Below are 18,721 nucleotides of genomic sequence, written 5' to 3'. Positions count from 1 at the left end.
TTCGCCCCCGTACGCCTCCGGGACGGGAGCGCCCCGGCGGTGACTGCCCTGCGTATCGCTCACGACGGCTCGCTCCCCTGGTGGTCCGGCACCCGCTGGTTGGGGCACGGCACCCTAGCGGAGGAGACGTCACGGAACAAAGTCGTACGACTACTCTTCGTGTCGCCGGGGGCTGGCCGTCAGTAGCCGAAGGCCCGGGCGGTGTTGGCCGCCAGCGCGGTGGCCATCGCGTCCTCGTCGATCCCGCGGACCGCGGCCATGGCGCGCACCGTCAGCGGAATGAGGTACGGCGCGTTGGGCCGGCCGCGGTACGGCGCGGGGGTCAGGTAGGGCGCGTCCGTCTCGACGAGGACCAGCTCCAGGGGGGCCACTGCCAGCGCCTCGCGCAGCGGCGCGGCGTTCTTGAAGGTGACGGTTCCGGCGAAGGACATGTAGTAGCCGGCGGCGGCGCACTCGCGGGCCATGTCGGCGTCCCCGGAGTAGCAGTGGAAGACGGTCCGCTCGGGGGCGCCCTCCTCGCGCAGCACGCGCAGCACGTCGGCGTGGGCGTCCCGGTCGTGGATGACGAGTGCCTTGCCCTGCCGTTTGGCGATCTCGATGTGGGCGCGGAAGGAGCGCTCCTGCGCGGCCATGCCTTCCGGCCCGGTGCGGAAGTGGTCCAGGCCGGTCTCGCCGACCGCCTTCACGTGGCCGAGGGCGGCCAGTGCCTCGATCTCGGCGAGGGCCTCGTCGAGGGCGGCCTCGCCGCCGCCGGAGCGGGCACCCTGGCGGGACCAGCCGTCCGGGTCGCCGTGGACGATGCGCGGCGCTTCGTTGGGGTGCAGGGCGACGGCCGCGTGGACGTTGTCGTACGCGGCCGCGGTCTCGGCGGCCCACCGGGAGCCCTTCACGTCGCAGCCGACCTGGACCACGGTGGTCACGCCGACCGAGGCGGCCTTGGCGAGGCCCTCCTCGACCGTCCCCGACTGCATGTCCAGGTGGGTGTGCGAGTCCGCCACCGCCACCCGTAGGGGTTCGGGCAGCGGCGGCGGTGCGTCCTTGGAGGCGGTGGAAGGGCTCATGGGCCGATCCTATGACCGGCGGAAGAACCCCTTCAGCCGGGAGAGCAGGCCCCCGCGCTTCTCGGCCTCGCTGATGGCGACGGGTCCGGGGGCGTCGTGGTGTCCGGCGGCCCGGTGGGGCTTCGGGGCACGCGGGACGTTCGCCCCCGCGGGCACCGGCCCGGCGATCCCGGGGGCGATGCGGTGGTGGTAGAGGTGGTCGATCATCCCGAGCACCGAGGAGACCTGCCCCGCCCGCATGATGCGCACGACGTGGCCGCCGCAGTTCATGCAGGTCGGGTTGGACAGTGGGGAGGGCACCCGCTCTCCGCCGACCGTGTACATGATGAACGGCTCGCCGCGGCCGTCGACGTGGTGCTCGATCCGGTACTCCTGCTCCCAGCCGTACCCGCAGCGCATGCACGCGAAGGAGTACGCCTCCTGCACGGTCCGCACGTCGGGGCCGGGGAAACGTGCGGATGCCGAGGCGTCCCGGACCGGTACCGGGGTGTCTGCGATCTCACTCATGCCAGCTCCTCTTGTTCCACTGGGGCCTCTGCCAGTGGACGCCTCTTCGGGCGGGAGCGCATCAGGTCCTGTCCAGTGTTGGACGGCCTTTGGGCGAGTCATGCCCAAAGCGCCCGGCGCACGGTCTGAGCTTTGCCTTCTCAGGTTAGCCCTTTACCGGTTCATGGCGCCTTCTGTGCCGCGTTCTTTGCCGCCACGACCGCGTCGAAGACGTCGCGCTTGGGTACTCCGGCCTCGGCGGCGACGGCTGCGATGGCCTCCTTGCGGCGCTCCCCCGCCTCCTCGCGCACCCGTACGCGGCGTACGAGCTCCTCGTCGTCCACGTCGCCGGGGCCGGCCGCGGGGGCGCCCTCCACCACGACGGTGATCTCCCCGCGCACCCCTTCGGCGGCCCAGGCGGCGAGCTCGCCGAGGCCGCCGCGCTTGACCTCCTCGTAGGTCTTCGTCAGTTCGCGGCAGACCGCGGCCCGCCGCTCGGCGCCGAAGACCTCGGCCATGGCCGCCAGGGTGTCGTCGAGCCGGTGGGGGGCCTCGAAGTAGACGAGCGTGCGTCGCTCGCCCTCGACCTCGCGCAGCCGGCCGAGGCGCTCGCCCGCCTTGCGCGGCAGGAAGCCCTCGAAGCAGAACCGGTCCACGGGCAGCCCGGACAGAGCGAGAGCGGTGAGCACGGCGGACGGCCCGGGAACCGCGGTGACCTTGATGTCCTTCTCCACGGCGGCGGCGACCAGCCGGTAGCCGGGGTCGGAGACGGACGGCATGCCGGCGTCGGTCACCAGGAGCACGCGCGCCCCGCCGGCCAGGGCCTCGACCAGTTCAGGGGTGCGGGCCGACTCGTTGCCCTCGAAGTACGACACGACGCGCCCGGTGGTGTGCACGCCGAGCCCCTGGGTCAGCCGGCGCAGCCGCCGGGTGTCCTCGGCGGCGACGACGTCGGCCCGCTCCAGCTCCGCGGCCAGGCGCGGCGGGGCGTCGGCGAGATCCCCGATGGGGGTGCCGGCGAGAACGAGAACGCCGGCGGTGGAGGTGGGCTCGGCAACGCGGGGCTGGTCAGTTGTCACCCGCCCATCCTCTCAGTCCCGCGGCTTGTCACCCACGCCACTGGGGCACACACAGATCTCTTCCCTACGATGTGCCGGTGACCAGTACCGCGACGCCGCCGCCCAGCCCCGCGGGGGCCCTGCCCTCGGCAACGGCGGGCGGCGCAGAAGAGCCGCCCACCTGGCTGCGCCGCCTGCGCGGTTTCGGCTACGCGCCGGCAGCCGGCGCGGCGCCGCGCGTGGACGTCCGCACCCGCCTGGTGCCCCCGTACACGAAGCCGTCCCGGCAGCTGTGGATGACCTTCGGGCTCCCACCGCAGGTGTGGGGGACCTGGCAGCGCATCATGTCGTGGTTCGGGCCGCTGCTGGTGGCGCTGGTCGCGGGCGTGCTGCGGTTCGTGCACCTGGGCAGCCCGAAGGCGGTGATATTCGACGAGACGTACTACGCCAAGGACGCCTGGGCCACGATCAAGCAGGGCTACGAGGCGAACTGGCCCAAGGACATCGACAAGTCGATCCTCGCCAACCCGGACGGGGTCGCCCTGCCGGTGGACCCGGGCTATGTGGTGCACCCGCCGGTCGGCAAGTGGGTGATCGGGCTCGGCGAGTGGATGTTCGGCCTCACCCCCTTCGGCTGGCGGTTCATGACCGCCGTGCTCGGCACCCTGTCGGTGCTGATGCTGTGCCGCATCGGGCGGCGCCTCTTCCGCTCGACGTTCCTGGGCTGCCTGGCGGGCGCGCTGCTGGCGGTGGACGGCCTGCATTTGGTGATGAGCCGCACCGCGCTGCTCGACCTGGTACTGATGTTCTTCGTGCTCGCCGCGTTCGGGGCGCTGCTCATCGACCGCGACCGGACCAGGGCCCGCCTCGCGGACGCGCTGCCGGTGGACGAGGAGGGCCGCACCCGGCCCGACGCGAGGATCGCCGAGACGCTGCGGCTGGGCTGGCGCCCGTACCGGATCCTGGCCGGGGTCTGCCTGGGGTTGGCCGCCGGCACGAAGTGGAACGGCTTCGTCGTCCTGGCCTTCTTCGGCATCCTCACGGTGCTGTGGGACGCGGCCGCGCGACGCACCGCGGGCGCGGGCGCCCCGTACGCGGCGATGCTGCGGCGCGACGCGCTGCCCGCCTTCGTCTCGACGGTGCCGGTGGCGATCGTGACTTACGTGGCCTCCTGGTCGGGCTGGATCTTCAGCCCGGCCGACGGCAAGGGCGGCTACCTGCGTGACTGGGCGGCCAAGAACGACCAGAACAGCTCGCTGTCGTTCCTGCCGGAGTGGGTGCGCAGTCTGTGGCACTACGAGACCGAGGTCTACAGCTTCCACGTCGGCCTGACCTCGGGGCACACCTACGAGTCCAATCCGTGGAGCTGGCTGGTGCTGGGCCGGCCCGTGTCGTACTTCTACGAGTCCCCGGAGCCCGGCGCCGACGGCTGCCCGGCGACGGCGGCCGGCAAGTGCGCCCGCGAGGTCTTGGCCCTGGGCACGCCGCTGCTGTGGTGGGCGGGCTGCTTCGCACTGCTGTACGTGCTGTGGCGGTGGTTCTTCCGCCGCGACTGGCGGGCGGGCGCGATCGCGTGCGCGCTGGGCGCGGGCCTGCTGCCCTGGTTCAACTACCAGGAGCGGACGATCTTCTACTTCTACGCGGTGGTCTTCGTTCCCTACCTGTGCCTGGCGGTGGCGATGATGATCGGCGCCCTACTGGGCCCGGCGGGCTCCTCGGAACGCCGCAGGGCCCTGGGCGCGATCGGCGCGGGCGTGCTGGTGCTCCTGATCGTGTGGAACTTCATCTACTTCTGGCCGATCTACACGGGCCAGACCCTCCCCATGGACTCCTGGCGCGGCCGCATGTGGCTGGACACCTGGGTCTAGCAGGCGAAACGACGGGCCCGGCACCAACAGGTGCCGGGCCCGTCGCAGTCGTTGAGGGTGGCCGCCGGCCGTCCTGGGCCGCCCCTCGACCGGTCCACGGACGGCCCGGGCGACGCTTGCAACCCGGCACAGCCGGCTTCCTCCACGATCACTTTCATGCGGCCGCCGAACGAGACCGGCCGGACGCCGTGGTCGCACCAGATCAGCACCCGCTGCGCCGAGGACCGGAAGGCCGTACCTGGAGCGGCAGCTGTCCCGGCTGTCGGATCGGCGCCCCGCCGAATACGACGGCTTCCCGCAGGCCCTGGAGCTGGCCGAGGATTTGAAGCCCGGGCCGACGGCCCTCAGAGGTCAGCGGGAGGCTTCGCAGGCCGAGTTCGCCGCGTCCTTGCTCGCGCCGACCGCGACGAGGCTCGAGACGCAGCTGGTCCGGTTGCCGATCTGCCCCTCGTAGCAGGCTTCCGCGGCGCCGTCCACGGCCTTCGGGGCGTGCTGGGCGACGTCCTGCTCGCAGGCCTTCACGTCCGCCTGGGCGGACGGCGCCGCGACGACGGCGCTGCCGACGGCGAGGGCCAGGCCGACGAGGATGCTGGGGATACGAGCCGACGGACGCATGCGGATGCACCTGCTCTCTGGGTCGGTCACGCGATCCGCGGATGCGCCGGACCACGGGCGGGGGCGGCGGCGCGGAGCGGGGACTCCGGGGGCGGGCGCGCGGCTCGACGCATCTCTCGCCCTCGCCCTTCCGACGCTAGAACACCGCCCCGGCGCGTGCACTTCGGCCGGTTGACCGTTGACTCGGCTCAGGAGGGCTCGTCGTCCCAGGCGGGGGCCGTGGTCGTACCGGTGAGCCAGTCCCGCCGCAGGATCGCGTAGCCGACGGCGTCGTGGACCGCGCTGCCGTCGGCGGCGGGCCATCCGTCGCGGTAGTGGGCCTCCTTGGCGTAGCCGCACCGCCGGAAGGTGCGGCGCATCGCCGCGTTGTCCTGGCGCGTGGTGCCCTCGATCCGCCGGATCTCCGGGAACTCGGCGAACAGGTAGGCCGTGAGCCAGGTCAGGGCGTGGCCGCCGACGCCCCGGCCCCGGTAGCGGGTGCGAATGCGCAGGTCGAAGACCGGCGTGCTGTCGCCGAGGTCCATGAGGCGGATGAGCCCGAGGGCGTCGCCGCCGTCGGTGATCCAGAAGGTCCTGGTGCCGTGGCCGTCGAAGCGGCCGTCCGCCACCCAGCGCCGGGCCTGGGGCGCGTCGACCGCGGCCGCGCCGTGGAACGGCCAGGTGTCCGCGGTGAGGAAGGCGACCAGGGCTTCGACCTCGGAGGCCTTCGGGGCGTCGAACCGCCGGTAGGTGAGCTCCACGTGCGCACCCTAGGGGTCGGTCCGGCCGGGCCCAAGCGGTTTACGGCGCGCTGCCGGCCGGCGGTCCGCAGGATATTCCGGTCCGGTAACAACTGCACACCGAACGACTCCGCAGAGTAAGGTCGGAGCCAAGGGCTCTTTGAACGCGTTCAGGAGCCGAGGTCACGGGGGAGGACGAAGAGTGAACGGGGCAGCAAAGGGCGCCGTCATCGGCGGTGTGTTCCTGGCAATGGTCGGCGGAACCGTGTACGGGGTGTATTCGCTGGTCGGGGAGAGCGGCGACGGGTCGGACCCGGACACCACCGTCCAGTCCGGCAAGGGCAGCGGACCGGTCGGCGAGAAGGAGGCGGCCAAGACCGCCAAGGCCTTCCTGGCGGCCTGGGCGTCCGGGGACGATCGGGCGGCGGCCGACCTGACCAACAACGCCGCCGCCGCACAGACCGCGGTCGGGGAGTTCAGGAGCAAGGCGTACGTCTCCAAGGCCGTGATCACCCCCGGCCCGGCGAGCGGCGACACGGTGCCCTTCAAGGTCGAGGCGGAGATCACCTACGAGGGCACCACCCAGTCGCTCGCCTACGACTCGCAGCTGACCGTCGTACGCGGGCTGACCAGCGGCAAGCCGCTGGTCGACTGGCAGCCCTCGGTGATCCACCCGCAGCTGCAGAAGGACGAGAAGCTGCGCGCCGGCGCCCCCGCGAGCCCTCCCGTCAAGGCGGTGGACCGCAACGGCGAGGAGCTGACGGCGGAGAAGTTCCCCTCACTGCGGCAGGTCCTCGACGAGCTGCGCCAGAACTACGGCAGCAAGGCGGGCGGCAGGGCCGGGGCCGAGGTGTGGATCGAGCCGGCCGTGAAGGAGGCGCCGAAGCGGACGCTGCTGACCCTCGTCGAGGGCGAGCCGAGCACCCTCAAGACCTACCTGGACGCGAAGGTGCAGGCGGCGGCCGAGCAGGCGGTCGCCAGGTTCCCGGAGGCCTCGGTGGTCGCGGTCAGGCCGAGCAACGGTCACATCCTGGCCGTCGCGAACCACCGCAAGGACGGCTTCAACGCAGCGATGCAGGGCAACCGGGCGCCCGGCTCCACGATGAAGATCGTGACCGGGGCGATGCTGCTGGACCGCGGCCTGGTCGCGGCCGACAAGCCGGCGGAGTGCCCGAAGGAGGTGTCCTGGGGCGGCCGGGCCTTCCACAACCTGAAGAACTTCGACCTGCCGGCCGGCACGAACTTCTCGACCTCCTTCGCCCGGTCCTGCAACACCGCCTTCATCAAGCAGATCAAGCCCGTCGACGACGACTCCGCCCTGCCCGACGAGGCTACGGAGGTCTTCGGCATCGGCCTGGACTGGAAGACGGGCATCAGGTCCACCGACGGCAAGGTCCCGCCGGCGACGGGCGCGTCGGCGGCCGCCGCGTACATCGGGCAGGGCCAGATCACCATGAACCCGCTGAACGTCGCCTCCATCACCGCGACCGCCCGCACCGGCGTGTTCCGCCAGCCGCTGCTCGTCTCGCCGGAGCTGGACGGCCGGACGATCGCCACGGCCCAGCGCCGGATGAAGTCCTCCGTGCAGCAGCAGTTGGTCTCCATGATGAAGCTGACGGCGACCAGCGGCACCGCACGCGAGGCCATGGCCCCGGTCCGCGGCTCGGACAAGGGTGCGAAGACCGGCTCGGCGGAGGTCGGCGGCGCCGGGGACAGCCCGGACAGCTGGTTCACCGGCTTCAGCGGCGACGTGGCCGCGGCCGCGATGGTCGAGGGCGGCGGCCACGGCGGCGAGGCCGCCGGCCCGATCGTCGCCCAGGTGCTGAACGCAGGCTGAACGCCGGACCCCGGCCGCCCCGCCGGCGACACCCGGCCGCGGTGGCGGACCCCGGCGGACCCGCCGACGCCATCCGGCCCGCGGTGGGCGGTACCCCGCCAGCGGGCCGGCCCGAAGGCGGGGCCCCGAGGCCCCGCCCACGGTGTTCCCGATGGGCGGGCTCGACCGGCACGCGGAGGCCACCGTGGCCGACGTGCGCGAGCGGCCCACGCGCCCCTCAGAGGGCTGACTTCAGTGCCCTCACCAGGGCCTGGGCCCGTGGGTCGGCGGTGACCGACTTGGCCAGGGCGTTGGTGACGTAGCCGAAGCCGATGCCGGCGTCCGGGTCCGCGAAGGCCAGGGAGCCGCCGCGGCCGGGGTGGCCGAAGGAGGCGGGCGAGAGCAGGGGCGAGGCCGGGCCGTGCAGCATGTAGCCGGCGCCGAAGCGGGTGTTGACGACGAGCACCCGGTCCGGGCCCGCGGAGTGTTCGCGGGCGGCGAGGCCGGTGGTGGCCGGGGTGAAGATCCGCGCGCCGTCCTCGACCACGCCGATGGTGGCCCCGTAGAAGCGGGCCAGGGCGCGGGCCGTACCGATGCCGTTGGAGGCGGGGAGCTCGGCGGCCCGGTACGCGGCGGCGTTCTCGTCGGGCAGCGGATCGATGGCGGCGAAGGCGCGGCGGGTGAGGGAGCCGGGGTCGGCGTACGCCTCGGAAACGTTTCTGCGCGGGCGGGTCCTCAGCATGCCCGCGCTCTCCGGCGGATCGACGGGTGCCGATCGGCCCACCCGGCCGGCCTCGGCGTCGGGCAGGCCGATCCAGAAGTCCAGGCCCAGCGGCTCGGCGATGTCCTCCGCCAGGACGGAGCCCAGCGTGCGTCCGGTCACCCGGAGCACCAGCTCGGACAGCAGCCAGCTGTAGGTCTGGGCGTGGTAGCCGTGTCCGGCGCCGGGCTCCCAGAAGGGGTGCTGCGCGGCGACCGCGCGCGGCCCGGACACCCCGTCCGCGGCCTCGGCAGCGGTCAGTCCCCGGTCCAGGGCCGGGACGCCCGCCCGGTGCGCGAGCACGTCCCGTACGAGGATCTTCTCCTTGCCGCCGGCCTTGAACTCCGGCCAGTACGCGCCGACCGGGGCGTCCAGGTCGAGTAGCCCGCGCTGGTGCAGCAGCAGCGGGACCGCGGCGGCCACGCCTTTGGTGGCGGAGCGGACGATCTGCGCGGTGTCCTCGGTCCACGGCTCGGTGCCGTCGGCGTCCCTGGTACCGCCCCACAGGTCGACGACCTTGCGGCCGTCCCGGTAGACGGCGACGGCCGCGCCCCGGTCCCCGAGCACTTCGAAGTTGCGTACGAACGCGTCCCGGACGGGCTCGAAGCCCTCCGCCACCACACCCTGGATGTCCACGTGCGGTCCAACAAACGCGGACCGGTGCTTATGCCACCGATACCGATCGCGGGTCGAAGCCGAAGGGGAGTTCCAGCCGGTGGGCCCGCATCAGCTGCTCGTCGCACAGCAGGTCCTGCGTGCGGCCGTCGGCCGCGATGACCCCTTCGCTGAGGACCACCGCGCGCGGGCACAGTTCCAGCGCGTACGGCAGGTCGTGCGTCACCATCAGCACGGTCACGTCGAGCGAGCGCAGGATGTCGGCGAGTTCGCGGCGGGAGGCCGGGTCCAGGTTGGAGGAGGGCTCGTCCAGGACCAGGATCTCCGGCCGCATGGCCAGTACGGTCGCCACGGCGACCCGGCGGCGCTGCCCGAAGGAGAGGTGGTGCGGCGGCCGGTCGGCGAATCCGGCCATGCCGACCTGCTCCAGAGCGGCTGCGACCCGCTCCTCCAGTTCCGCGCCCCGCATGCCGGCGGCCGCGGGCCCGAAGGCCACGTCCTCCCGCACGGTCGGCATGAACAGCTGGTCGTCGGGGTCCTGGAAGACGATTCCCACCCGGCGCCGGATCTCGGCCAGGTTCCTCTTCTGCACCGGGAGCCCGGCCACGGCCACCGAGCCGACACCGCCGGTGAGGATGCCGTTGAGGTGCAGCACGAGGGTGGTCTTGCCGGCGCCGTTGGGGCCGAGCAGGGCGACGCGCTCGCCGCGCCCGACGGTCAGGTCGACGCCGTACAGGGCCTGGTGGCCGTCCGGATAGGCGTACGCGAGCCCGGCGACTTCGAGCGACGGAGCCGGCGGGGTGGCGGACGACGGGGCGGGCGGGGGGGTGCTGTTCACAGGGTCCATCCCATCAGACAGACGGCGAGGGCCGTCACGGGGAGCACGGCCGCGTACGCCCACTGGCCCCGGGTGGCCGCGACCTCGTCGATGACCGGCATGGAGCCGGCGTAGCCGCGGCTGACCATCGCCAGGTAGACCCGCTCGCCGCGTTCGTAGGAGCGGATGAACAGCGCGCCGGCCGTCTTGGCGAGCACCCCCCAGTGCCGGATTCCGCTCGCTTCGAAGCCGCGCGAGCGGCGGGCGATGGACATCCGGCGCAGCTCGTCGGCGATCACGTCGCCGTAGCGGATCATGAAGGAGGCGATCTGCACGAGCAGCGGCGGCAGCTTGAGCCGCTGGAGGCCCAGCAGGAGGGCCCGCAGCTCGGTGGTCGAGGCGAGCAGGACGGACGCGGCCACGCCGAGGGTTCCTTTGGCGAGGACGTTCCAGGCGCCCCAGAGGCCCGAGACGCTGAGCGACATGCCGAGGACCTCGACCCGCTCGCCCTCCGCCACGAAGGGCATGAGCGCGGCGAAGGCGACGAAGGGTATCTCGATCAGCAGCCTGCGCAGCAGGAAGCCGGCCGGGATCCGGGCCACGGCCGCGACCCCGGCGAGGAGCAGTGCGTACAGGCCGAAGGCCCACACCGCCTCCCGCGGTGTGGACACGACGACCACGACGAAGCCGAAGGTCGCGGCGAGCTTGCAGTGCGGGGGCAGGGCGTGGACCGGCGAGCTGCCAGGGCGGTGGAGCCTGTGGGCGTGGCCGGCACCCATGTCAGGCGACCGGGGCGGAGGTGGAGGCGGCGGTCGGCTCGTCCGACGTGCGGCGGCGCACGGCCCAGAAGATGCCGGTGCCCGCGGCGACGGTGACGCCGACGCCGATGACTCCGGCGAGGCCGCCGGACAGGCGGGCGTCGTCGACGTCCTCGACGCTGTAGTCGGCGAGGGGCGAACCGGCGGCGGCGTGCTCCTCGACCTTCTCGTCGATGCCCTTGTCGGCGGCGACCTTCTCCAGGCCGTCGGGGTCGGCGGAGGCGTAGAAGGAGACGAACCCGGCCAGGACCAGGGCGGTGACCAGGCCGGTCACCCATACCTTCTTCGTCGGGCCGCCGGGGGCGGCGGGGACGGCGGCCGGGGCGGCGGGAGCGGGCGCGTCGACGAGCACGCCGTCGACGCGCAGCTTCAGCGGCGCGACCAGTCCGCGGGCCCCGTGCACCAGGTCGGGGCGTACGGCGATCACGGCGCCGACGGTCGCCGCCGTGATGAGGGCCTCACCGATGCCGATGAGGAGGTGCACGCCGACCATGGCGGTGAGCACCTTGCCGAGGGGCACGTCGGTGGTGCCGCCGACGGCGTAGACGGCGGTGAAGGCGGCGGCCGCGGCGGGCACCGAGATCAGGGCGGCCACGAAGCCGGCCGCGGTCACAGAGCGGCGGGTGGGCGGCAGGACGCGGAGCAGGCCGCGGAAGAGCAGGTGCGCGGTGACGACGGTGACGACGCCCATGACGGTGATGTTCACGCCGAGGGCGGTCAGGCCTCCGTCGGCGAAGAGGATGCCCTGCATGAGCAGGACGACGGACACGCACAGCACGCCGGTGTAGGGGCCGACGAGTATCGCCGCGAGCGCGCCGCCCATCAGGTGGCCGCTGGTCCCGGCGGCGACCGGGAAGTTCAGCATCTGCACGGCGAAGATGAAGGCGGCGACGAGCCCGGCGAGCGGCGCGGTCCGCTCGTCGAGTTCGCGGCGGGCGCCGCGGAGGCTGACCGCGACCGCCGCGGCCGCCGCCACTCCGGCGGCCACCGAGACGGGTGCGTTGATGAATCCGTCGGGCACATGCATGGAGTGGGCTCCGCTTCTTATACGGCCTTTAACCGTTCAAGAATAGTGCCCAGTTGCAAACCGTTGGCAAGAGCGAGTGCATCACAAATAGCGGCGCGCGTTTTCGTGGGAATGTGCGAGGCTGGAGGGCAAGCGGACTCATATGTTCCGATTCGAGGAGTCTGGTCGATGTCAGCCACCGCCGAGAATCCCCCAGCGACCGCGACCGCGGCCCCCGTCGAAGAGCGCGTCCGCGCCCGTGTGATCACGGACGACCCCCTCTACCGGGCGATCCCCGTCGCTCTGCGCTTCGTGCCCGCCGAGCCGCTGGCCGTGCGGATCGTCTTCCCCGCCGAACTCTCCCCCGAGGGCACCGACAACGAGTGGGTCTTCCCCCGAGCCCTGCTGGAGGCAGGCCTCCAGGCGCCGACGGGGACGGGGGACGTGCGCGTGTGGCCCTGCGGCCGCGTCCAGGCGGTCGTGGAGTTCCACTCCCCCGAGGGCGTCGCGGTGGTCCAGTTCGACATCGCCGCGCTGCGCCGCTTCCTCCGGCGCACCTACGCCGCCACCACCGCCGCCACCACCCGCTAGGCGCAACGGGGCCCGGCCCCGTCCCCCGTGGTCGGGGGACGGGGCCGGGCCGTGCGCAGCGCGCCGGTCAGGCGTTGACCAGCTCGCGGTCCTTGTCCGGACCGTCACGCTCCGCGGACTCGGTGGCGAGGTGCTTGCGCAGGCTCTCGCCCTCCACGTCCACGTTCGGCAGCAGCCGGTCCAGCCACTTGGGCAGCCACCAGGCCTTGTGGCCGAGCAGCGCGAGTACCGCCGGGACGATGGCCATGCGGACCACGAAGGCGTCGAAGAAGACCGCGACGGCCAGGCCGAAGCCGATCATCTTGACCATCTGCTCGCTGGCCCCGATGAAGCCGGCGAACACCGCGATCATGATGACGGCTGCGGCGACGACGACCCGCGCGCTGTACTGGAAGCCGGTCACGACCGCCTGGCCCGGGCGCTCGCCGTGGACGTACGCCTCGCGCATGCGGGTGACGAGGAAGACCTCGTAGTCCATGGCCAGGCCGAAGACCACGCCGACCATGAAGATCGGCATCATCGACATGATCGGACCGGTCTGCTCCACCCCGAAGATCGAGCCGAGCCAGCCCCACTGGAAGACGGCGACGACCGCGCCGAGGGCCGCGACGACCGACAGCAGGAAGCCGAGGGCAGCCTTGAGCGGGACCAGGATCGAGCGGAAGACGATCATCAGCAGCAGGAAGGCGAGGCCGACGACGAGTGCCAGGTAGGGCAGCAGCGCGTCGTTCATCTTCTGCGAGAAGTCGATGTTCATCGCGGTGGCGCCGGTGACGAGGACGTCGTCGCCGCTGGCGTCACGGATCTCGTGGACCAGGTCCTCGGTCTGGGTGGAGGAGGGGCGGTCCTTCGGGACGACGGTGATCACCGAGGTGTCACCGGCCTCGTTGGGGGTCGGCGGGGTGACCGCGGCGACGCCCTCCAGGCCCTTGATCCTGTCGACGGTGGAGTCCGCGAGGGCCTTGTCGCCGTCGACGACCACCATCAGGGGGCCGTTGAAGCCCGGGCCGAACCCCTCCGAGAGCAGGTCGTACGCCTGGCGCTGGGTGGTGGAGACCGGCTGGGCGCCGTCGTCCGGCAGCCCCATCTCCAGCTTGCCCGCCGGGACGGCGATGACGCCGAGGCCGATCACACCGGCCAGCAGCACCATGACGGGGCGGCGCAGGACGAAGCGGGCCCAACGGGTGCCGCCGTTGGCCTTCTTCTCGGAGGCGGGCCTGCCCTTGCCGAACAGCTTGCTCTTCTCGCCCGCCGGCAGGACCTTCTTGCCCGCGAAGCCGAGGATGGCCGGGACCAGGGTCAGCGCGACGAGCACGGCGATGACCACGGTGCCCGCCGCCGCGACGCCCATCTTGGTCAGCATCGGGATGTTGACGACGGCCAGGCCCACGAGGGCGATGACCACGGTCAGACCGGCGAACACGACGGCGGAGCCGGCGGTTCCGGTGGCCCGGCCCGCCGCCTCGTCGCGGTCGCGGCCCTCGGCGAGCTCCGCGCGGTAGCGGGAGACGATGAAGAGGGCGTAGTCGATGCCGACCGCGAGGCCGATCATCGTGGCGAGGGTGGCGGTGGTGTTGCCGAGGTCCAGCACGTTGGCGAGCGCGGTGATGGAGGAGACGCCGATGCCCACGCCGATGATCGCGGTCAGCAGCGGCAGGCCGGCCGCGACCAGCGAGCCGAAGGTGATCACGAGGACGATCGCGGCGACGAGGATGCCGATGATCTCGCCGGAGCCGGTCTCGGGGGCCACCATCAGTGCGTCACCGCCGATCTGGACGTTCAGGCCCGCGGCCTTGGCGTCCTCGCCGGACTCCTTGAGCGCGTCGCGGGTGGCGTCCTTCAGCTCCATCCCGCTGACGTCGTACTTGACGCTGACGTAAGTGGTGGAGCCGTCCTGGCTGACCGCCTGCACCTCGTACGGGTTGGCCACGGAGGCGACCTGCTCCGCGCCCGGACCGGTCTTCAGCCCGTTGACGATCTTCTCGACCTCGGCCTTGGGGCCGGGGTCGGTGACCTTCGCGCCCGCCGGGGCCTTGACGACGATGCGCGCGGTGGCGCCGTCGGCGGCCATGCCGGGGAACTTCTTGTCCAGCAGGTCGAAGGCCTTCTGGGCCTCCGTGCCGGGTATCGAGAACGATCCGGAGGTCGGGGCGGCTGCGGTGGCGGCGCCGAATCCGGCGGCGAACAGCAGCGCCACCCAGAGGAGGGCGACGAGGCCGCGGCGCCTGAAGGCGCCCCGGCCGAGTCGGTAGAGGAAGGTGGCCACGTCGGTGGTTCTCCCGTTCAGGTCGTGGGATGGATCCGCAGGGATCAGGGCGTGGGGAGCCGGCCCGACGACGAGAGCGGCGTGTCAGGAGCAGCAGGGCGGCATCGTTGCCGTGGACTGGGGACGGGACTGGGACTGGACCGGGGAGGTTCAGACGCCGAGGGCGGGGAAGACCACGGCGTCGATGAAGTCGCCGAGGAACGCCCGGTCGACCGGCCGGTCCTCGATCAGCGGGAGCGCGATGAACGCCCCGATCAGCATGTGCGGTACGAACTCCAGGGCAGGGCACCCCGGGGCGATCTCGCCCCGGTCCACCGCGCGCTGCAGCATCACCTGCAGCCCGGTGATCTCCGGGTCGACCAACAGGTCCCGAAGCGCCTTGTGCAGCTCCGGGCTCTCGTGGACGGCATGGGCCAGGCCCCGCATCAGCGCGGTGTCCTTGGCCATCTGCGCGTCGTCCGAGTGCTCCACCATGAGCGCGAAGTCCCCGCGCAGGCTGCCCGTGTCGATCTCGCGCAGCGAGACGGGCTGCGTACACCGCAGGGCCTTGGCGACCAGCTCCGGCTTGCTCCCCCACTGGCGGTAGAGGGTGGCCTTGCTGGATTTCGTACGGGCGGCGACCGCGTCCATGGTCAGCGCCTCGTAGCCGACGTCACGCAGGAGGTCGAGGACCGCCTCGTGCAGTTCGGCCTGCCGTTCGGGGGTGATCCGGCTGCGCCGGGCCGCCATCGCCTCGGTCATCTCCGGGCCTCCATCCGAACGAAACTGTTCCGTACGCTTCACACGATACCCCTCCCACAAGCGAAACGAAACCGTTCCGTTTCGCTGAGGGGGGTGGCGTGGATCACCAGTACGAGTTGCCGGGGCCCCCTGACACGGAAAGCATTGGGGGGTGAGTCACGACGTCGCGTACCTCCGTTTCCCGCACCTGCACGACGACCTCCTGTGCTTCGCCACCGAGGACGACCTCTGGGTCGCCCCGCTGGTCCCCGACGGCCACACCCCCGGGCGCGCCTGGCGGGTCACCGTCGACCGGACCCGGGTGGGCCACCCCCGCTTCTCCCCCGACGGCCGGCACATCGCCTTCACCACCTGGCGCAGCCTCGACCCCGAGATCCACCTGGCGCCCGTCGACGGCGGCCCCGCACGCCAGCTGAGCCACTGGGGCGCCACCGACACCCGCGTCTGCGGCTGGGACCCGGACGGCAACATCCTCGCCGTCTCCTCGCACGAGCAGCCGTTCTCCTACTTCTCCTGGGCCTACAAACTGCCCACCGACGGCAGTCCGGGCGGGCGACTGCCCTGGGGGCCCGTCTCCGACATCCAGGTCGCCGACATCGACGGCGAGCACCGCAGCCTGCTGCTCACCGGCAAGCCCCCGCACGAGCCCGCCGCGTGGAAGCGCTACCGGGGCGGCGCCATGGGCCGGCTCTGGCTGCACGGGCGACAGCTCCTGGAGGGCCTCGAAGGGCACCTGGACGCCGCTATGTTCGTGGGCGGCCGGATCGCCTTCCTCTCCGACCACGAGGGCATCGGCAACCTCTACTCCTGCCTCCCCGACGGCACCGACCTGCGCCGCCACACCGACCACGACGAGTTCTACGCCCGGCACGCCTCCAGCGACGGCTCACGGGTCGTCTACCAGTGCGCCGGGGACCTCTGGCTCGTCGAGTCCCTGTCCCCCGACGCCGTCCCGCGCAAGCTCCAGGTCCGCCTCGGGGGCCCGCGCGCGGGCCGGCGCACCTACCAGGTGCCGGCCGCCAGCCACGTCGACTCCCTTTCCGTGGACGCCACCGGGCGGGCCAGCGCGGTCGTGGTGCGCGGCAGCCTGTACTGGCTGACCCACCGCGACGGGCCGGCCCGGACCATCGCCGACACCCCCGGCGTGCGGGTGCGGCTGCCTGAGATGCTCGGCAGCGGCGGACAGGTCGCCTACGTCACCGACGCCGAGGGCGAGGACGCGATCGAGATCGCCTACCTGCCCCGGGCCTCGGGGGAGCGGCAGCCGCGCCGGCTGGCCTCGGGTGCTCTGGGACGCGTGACCGAACTGCTCGCGGACCCCGACGGCGAGCGCCTCGCCATCGCCTCGAACGACGGGCGGCTGCTGCTCGTCGACGCGTCGGAGGAGTCCGACGGCGAGGTCACCGAGCTGATCCGGTCCATCAACGGTCCCGTCACCGACCTGGCCTTCTCCCCCGACGGGGTCTGGCTGACCTGGTCGCATCCCGGCATCGGGCGCTCGCTGCGACAGATCAAGATGGCCCGCATCTCCGGGCCCGGCGCGCGCACCGTCGTCGACGTCACCAACGGCCGCTTCGCGGACGAGAACCCGGTCTTCACGCGGGACGGGCGCTATCTGGCGTTCCTGTCCTGGCGCGGTTTCGACCCGGTCTACGACGTGCACACCGGCGACCTGTCCTTCCCGCTCGGCTGCCGCCCGTACCTGGTGCCGCTGTCCTCCGCGACGCCCTCGCCGTTCGCACTCTCGGCCGAGGGGCGGCCCGCGGCGGGCGGCCTGGACCCGGTCGAGGGCGAGTCGGACAACTCGGGCGAAGGCGGCGCCGTCACCGTGGAGGTGGAGGGGCTGGAGAGCCGGGTCACCCCGTTCCCGGTGAGTGCGTCCAAGTACTCCGCCCTGTACCCGGTGCACGGCGGCGGACTGGTCTGGCTGCGCTGGCCGATCTCGGGCGCGCTCGGCGAGACCTTCGCCAACCCCAACGACATCAGCGGCCGGCCCACACTGGAGCACTTCGACCTGACCAAGGCCCGCAAGAGTGAACTGGCCTCGGGGCTGGACTGGTTCGCGGTCAGCGGCGACGGCACCCGACTCGTGATCAACGACGACGGCGACCTGCGCGCGGTCCCGGCCACCGAGTCGGGCGACAGCGACTCGACGGTCTACCTGGACCTGCGGCGCATCCTGCACGAGGTGGACCCGGCGGCCGAGTGGCGCCAGTCCTTCGAGGAGGCCGGGCGGATCATCCGCGCCTACTTCTGGGAGCCGAACATGTGCGGCATCGACTGGGACGGCGTACTGCGCCAGTACCGCCCCCTGGTCGAACGGGTCGCCTCCCCCGACGAGTTCGCCGACCTGCTGCGCGAGGTCCTCGGCGAACTCGGCACCTCCCACGCCTACGTCTCCCCCGCCCGCCGCAACGAGGGACCCCCGCACTACCAGCGGGCCATCGGCCTGCTCGGCGCCAACCTGGTCCCCCGGGACGGGACGTGGGTGGTCAGCAAGATCCTGCCCGGCGAGTCCTCCGACTCCAAGGCCCGCTCCCCGCTCGCCGGAACCGGCATCCGGGAGGGCGCGGTGCTCACCCACGTGGACGGCCGGCCGGTGGACCCGGTCGCCGGCCCCTACCCGCTGCTGGCGGGAGCGGGCGGCACCACGGTCGAACTGACCTTCCAGCCGGCGGAGGGCTCGGGCCGCCCCCGCCGGGTCGCCGTCGTCCCGCTGATCGACGAGAGGCCGCTGCGCTACCAGGACTGGGTGTCCAAGCGCCGGCAGGTCGTCCGGGAGCTGAGCGGCGGCCGGTGCGGCTACCTCCACATCCCGGACATGGGCGGCTCGGGCTGGGCGCAGTTCAACCGCGACCTGCGCATGGAGATGTCCCGGCCCGCGCTGATCGTGGACGTACGCGGCAACGCCGGCGGCCACATCAGCGAGCTGGTGGTGGAGAAGCTCACCCGCTCCATCCTCGGCTGGGACCTGACACGCGACGCCCAGCCCGTCAGCTACGCCTCCAACGCACCCCGCGGCCCGATCGTGGCGCTGGCCGACGAGGCGACCTCCTCGGACGGCGACATGATCACGGCGGCCTTCAAACTGCTGGGCCTGGGACCGGTGGTGGGCCAGCGCACCTGGGGCGGGGTGGTCGGGATGACCGGCCGGCACACCCTCGGCGACGGCACGGTGATCACGGTGCCGATGAACGCCGCCTGGTTCCCCGAGTACGGCTGGTCGGTGGAGAACCACGGCGTGGAGCCGGACTTCGAGATCCTGCGTACCCCGCTCGACTGGGCGGAGGGCCGGCACGCCCAGATGGACGACGCCGTGCACCTGGCGCTGGAGCTGCTCGAACAGGACCCGGCCGCGATGCCGCCCGGATACACGGACGTACCGGATCGGCGCCGTCCGAAGCTGCCGCCCAGGGAGTGAGCGGCGGCGGGGCGGCGGGGCGGCGGCCGGAAGAGAAGGGGCGCGACCGCCGGTGCGGCCGCG

Annotated in this window: 15 protein-coding genes; 4 read left to right on the top strand and 11 right to left on the bottom strand. The window is 72.5% G+C overall.

Annotated elements, in window-relative coordinates:
- Positions 1-179: 179 nt before the first annotated feature.
- From ACZ6JS_RS16955 to rsmI, 3 genes are all read right to left on the bottom strand, one after another.
- Positions 180-1,061 (bottom strand): TatD family hydrolase, encoded by an 882-nt coding sequence (locus ACZ6JS_RS16955; RefSeq protein WP_469298618.1) that lies wholly within the window; start codon positions 1,059-1,061, stop codon positions 180-182.
- Positions 1,062-1,070: 9 nt separating this feature from the next.
- Entirely contained in the window at positions 1,071-1,568 is a 498-nt protein-coding gene (locus ACZ6JS_RS16950) for a hypothetical protein (protein WP_469298616.1), read from the bottom strand.
- A 161-nt stretch (positions 1,569-1,729) separates the two neighbouring features.
- The gene (gene rsmI, locus ACZ6JS_RS16945) at positions 1,730-2,626 is read right to left on the bottom strand and encodes a 16S rRNA (cytidine(1402)-2'-O)-methyltransferase (protein WP_469298615.1); all 897 of its coding nucleotides are present in this window, start codon (positions 2,624-2,626) and stop codon (positions 1,730-1,732) included.
- Positions 2,627-2,703: 77 nt separating this feature from the next.
- Here rsmI and ACZ6JS_RS16940 point away from each other — a divergent pair, with 77 nt between their 5' ends.
- Positions 2,704-4,473, top strand: a complete 1,770-nt coding sequence (locus tag ACZ6JS_RS16940; RefSeq protein ID WP_469298613.1) for a dolichyl-phosphate-mannose--protein mannosyltransferase — start codon at positions 2,704-2,706, stop codon at positions 4,471-4,473.
- Between the two features lie 351 nt (positions 4,474-4,824).
- Here ACZ6JS_RS16940 and ACZ6JS_RS16935 read toward each other — a convergent pair whose 3' ends face one another.
- Both ACZ6JS_RS16935 and ACZ6JS_RS16930 read right to left on the bottom strand, forming a co-directional pair.
- Positions 4,825-5,088 carry a hypothetical protein gene (locus ACZ6JS_RS16935; RefSeq protein WP_469298611.1) on the bottom strand — a complete coding sequence of 88 codons (264 nt, stop codon included), beginning with the start codon at positions 5,086-5,088 and terminating at the stop codon, positions 4,825-4,827.
- Positions 5,089-5,276: 188 nt separating this feature from the next.
- Complete coding sequence (locus ACZ6JS_RS16930; RefSeq protein WP_469298609.1) at positions 5,277-5,828, bottom strand: GNAT family N-acetyltransferase; 552 nt, start codon at positions 5,826-5,828, stop codon at positions 5,277-5,279.
- A gap of 181 nt (positions 5,829-6,009) precedes the next feature.
- On the opposite strand from ACZ6JS_RS16930, the gene ACZ6JS_RS16925 reads away from it, so the two are divergent.
- Positions 6,010-7,644 carry a penicillin-binding transpeptidase domain-containing protein gene (locus ACZ6JS_RS16925; RefSeq protein ID WP_469298607.1) on the top strand — a complete coding sequence of 545 codons (1,635 nt, stop codon included), beginning with the start codon at positions 6,010-6,012 and terminating at the stop codon, positions 7,642-7,644.
- Between the two features lie 217 nt (positions 7,645-7,861).
- Here the strand turns inward: ACZ6JS_RS16925 and ACZ6JS_RS16920 are convergent, their stop codons facing one another.
- The 4 genes from ACZ6JS_RS16920 to ACZ6JS_RS16905 are packed head-to-tail and all read right to left on the bottom strand — an operon-like array spanning position 7,862 to position 11,660.
- Positions 7,862-9,019 carry a serine hydrolase domain-containing protein gene (locus tag ACZ6JS_RS16920; protein WP_469298604.1) on the bottom strand — a complete coding sequence of 386 codons (1,158 nt, stop codon included), beginning with the start codon at positions 9,017-9,019 and terminating at the stop codon, positions 7,862-7,864.
- A 28-nt stretch (positions 9,020-9,047) separates the two neighbouring features.
- Positions 9,048-9,845: an energy-coupling factor ABC transporter ATP-binding protein gene (locus tag ACZ6JS_RS16915; protein WP_469298603.1), complete on the bottom strand. Its 798-nt coding sequence runs from the start codon at positions 9,843-9,845 to the stop codon at positions 9,048-9,050.
- Complete coding sequence (gene cbiQ, locus ACZ6JS_RS16910) at positions 9,833-10,594, bottom strand: cobalt ECF transporter T component CbiQ (RefSeq protein WP_469298601.1); 762 nt, start codon at positions 10,592-10,594, stop codon at positions 9,833-9,835. The genes ACZ6JS_RS16915 and cbiQ overlap by 13 nt, the downstream gene beginning before the upstream one ends.
- Position 10,595: 1 nt before the next feature.
- Positions 10,596-11,660 carry an energy-coupling factor ABC transporter permease gene (locus ACZ6JS_RS16905; protein ID WP_469298600.1) on the bottom strand — a complete coding sequence of 355 codons (1,065 nt, stop codon included), beginning with the start codon at positions 11,658-11,660 and terminating at the stop codon, positions 10,596-10,598.
- A gap of 168 nt (positions 11,661-11,828) precedes the next feature.
- Here ACZ6JS_RS16905 and ACZ6JS_RS16900 point away from each other — a divergent pair, with 168 nt between their 5' ends.
- The gene (locus ACZ6JS_RS16900) at positions 11,829-12,230 is read left to right on the top strand and encodes an SsgA family sporulation/cell division regulator (RefSeq protein ID WP_469298598.1); all 402 of its coding nucleotides are present in this window, start codon (positions 11,829-11,831) and stop codon (positions 12,228-12,230) included.
- 67 nt (positions 12,231-12,297) lie between these two features.
- On the opposite strand, the gene ACZ6JS_RS16895 is transcribed toward ACZ6JS_RS16900, so the two are convergent.
- The gene (locus tag ACZ6JS_RS16895; RefSeq protein WP_469298596.1) at positions 12,298-14,496 is read right to left on the bottom strand and encodes an MMPL family transporter; all 2,199 of its coding nucleotides are present in this window, start codon (positions 14,494-14,496) and stop codon (positions 12,298-12,300) included.
- Positions 14,497-14,646: 150 nt separating this feature from the next.
- Positions 14,647-15,237, bottom strand: a complete 591-nt coding sequence (locus tag ACZ6JS_RS16890) for a TetR/AcrR family transcriptional regulator (RefSeq protein ID WP_403228446.1) — start codon at positions 15,235-15,237, stop codon at positions 14,647-14,649.
- A gap of 151 nt (positions 15,238-15,388) precedes the next feature.
- On the opposite strand from ACZ6JS_RS16890, the gene ACZ6JS_RS16885 reads away from it, so the two are divergent.
- Positions 15,389-18,658 carry a S41 family peptidase gene (locus ACZ6JS_RS16885; RefSeq protein WP_469298593.1) on the top strand — a complete coding sequence of 1,090 codons (3,270 nt, stop codon included), beginning with the start codon at positions 15,389-15,391 and terminating at the stop codon, positions 18,656-18,658.
- The last annotated feature ends 63 nt before the right edge of the window (positions 18,659-18,721 follow it).

Source organism: Streptomyces sp. NPDC046349 (assembly GCF_055587885.1).
This window is presented reverse-complemented; position numbering and strand designations above follow the sequence as displayed.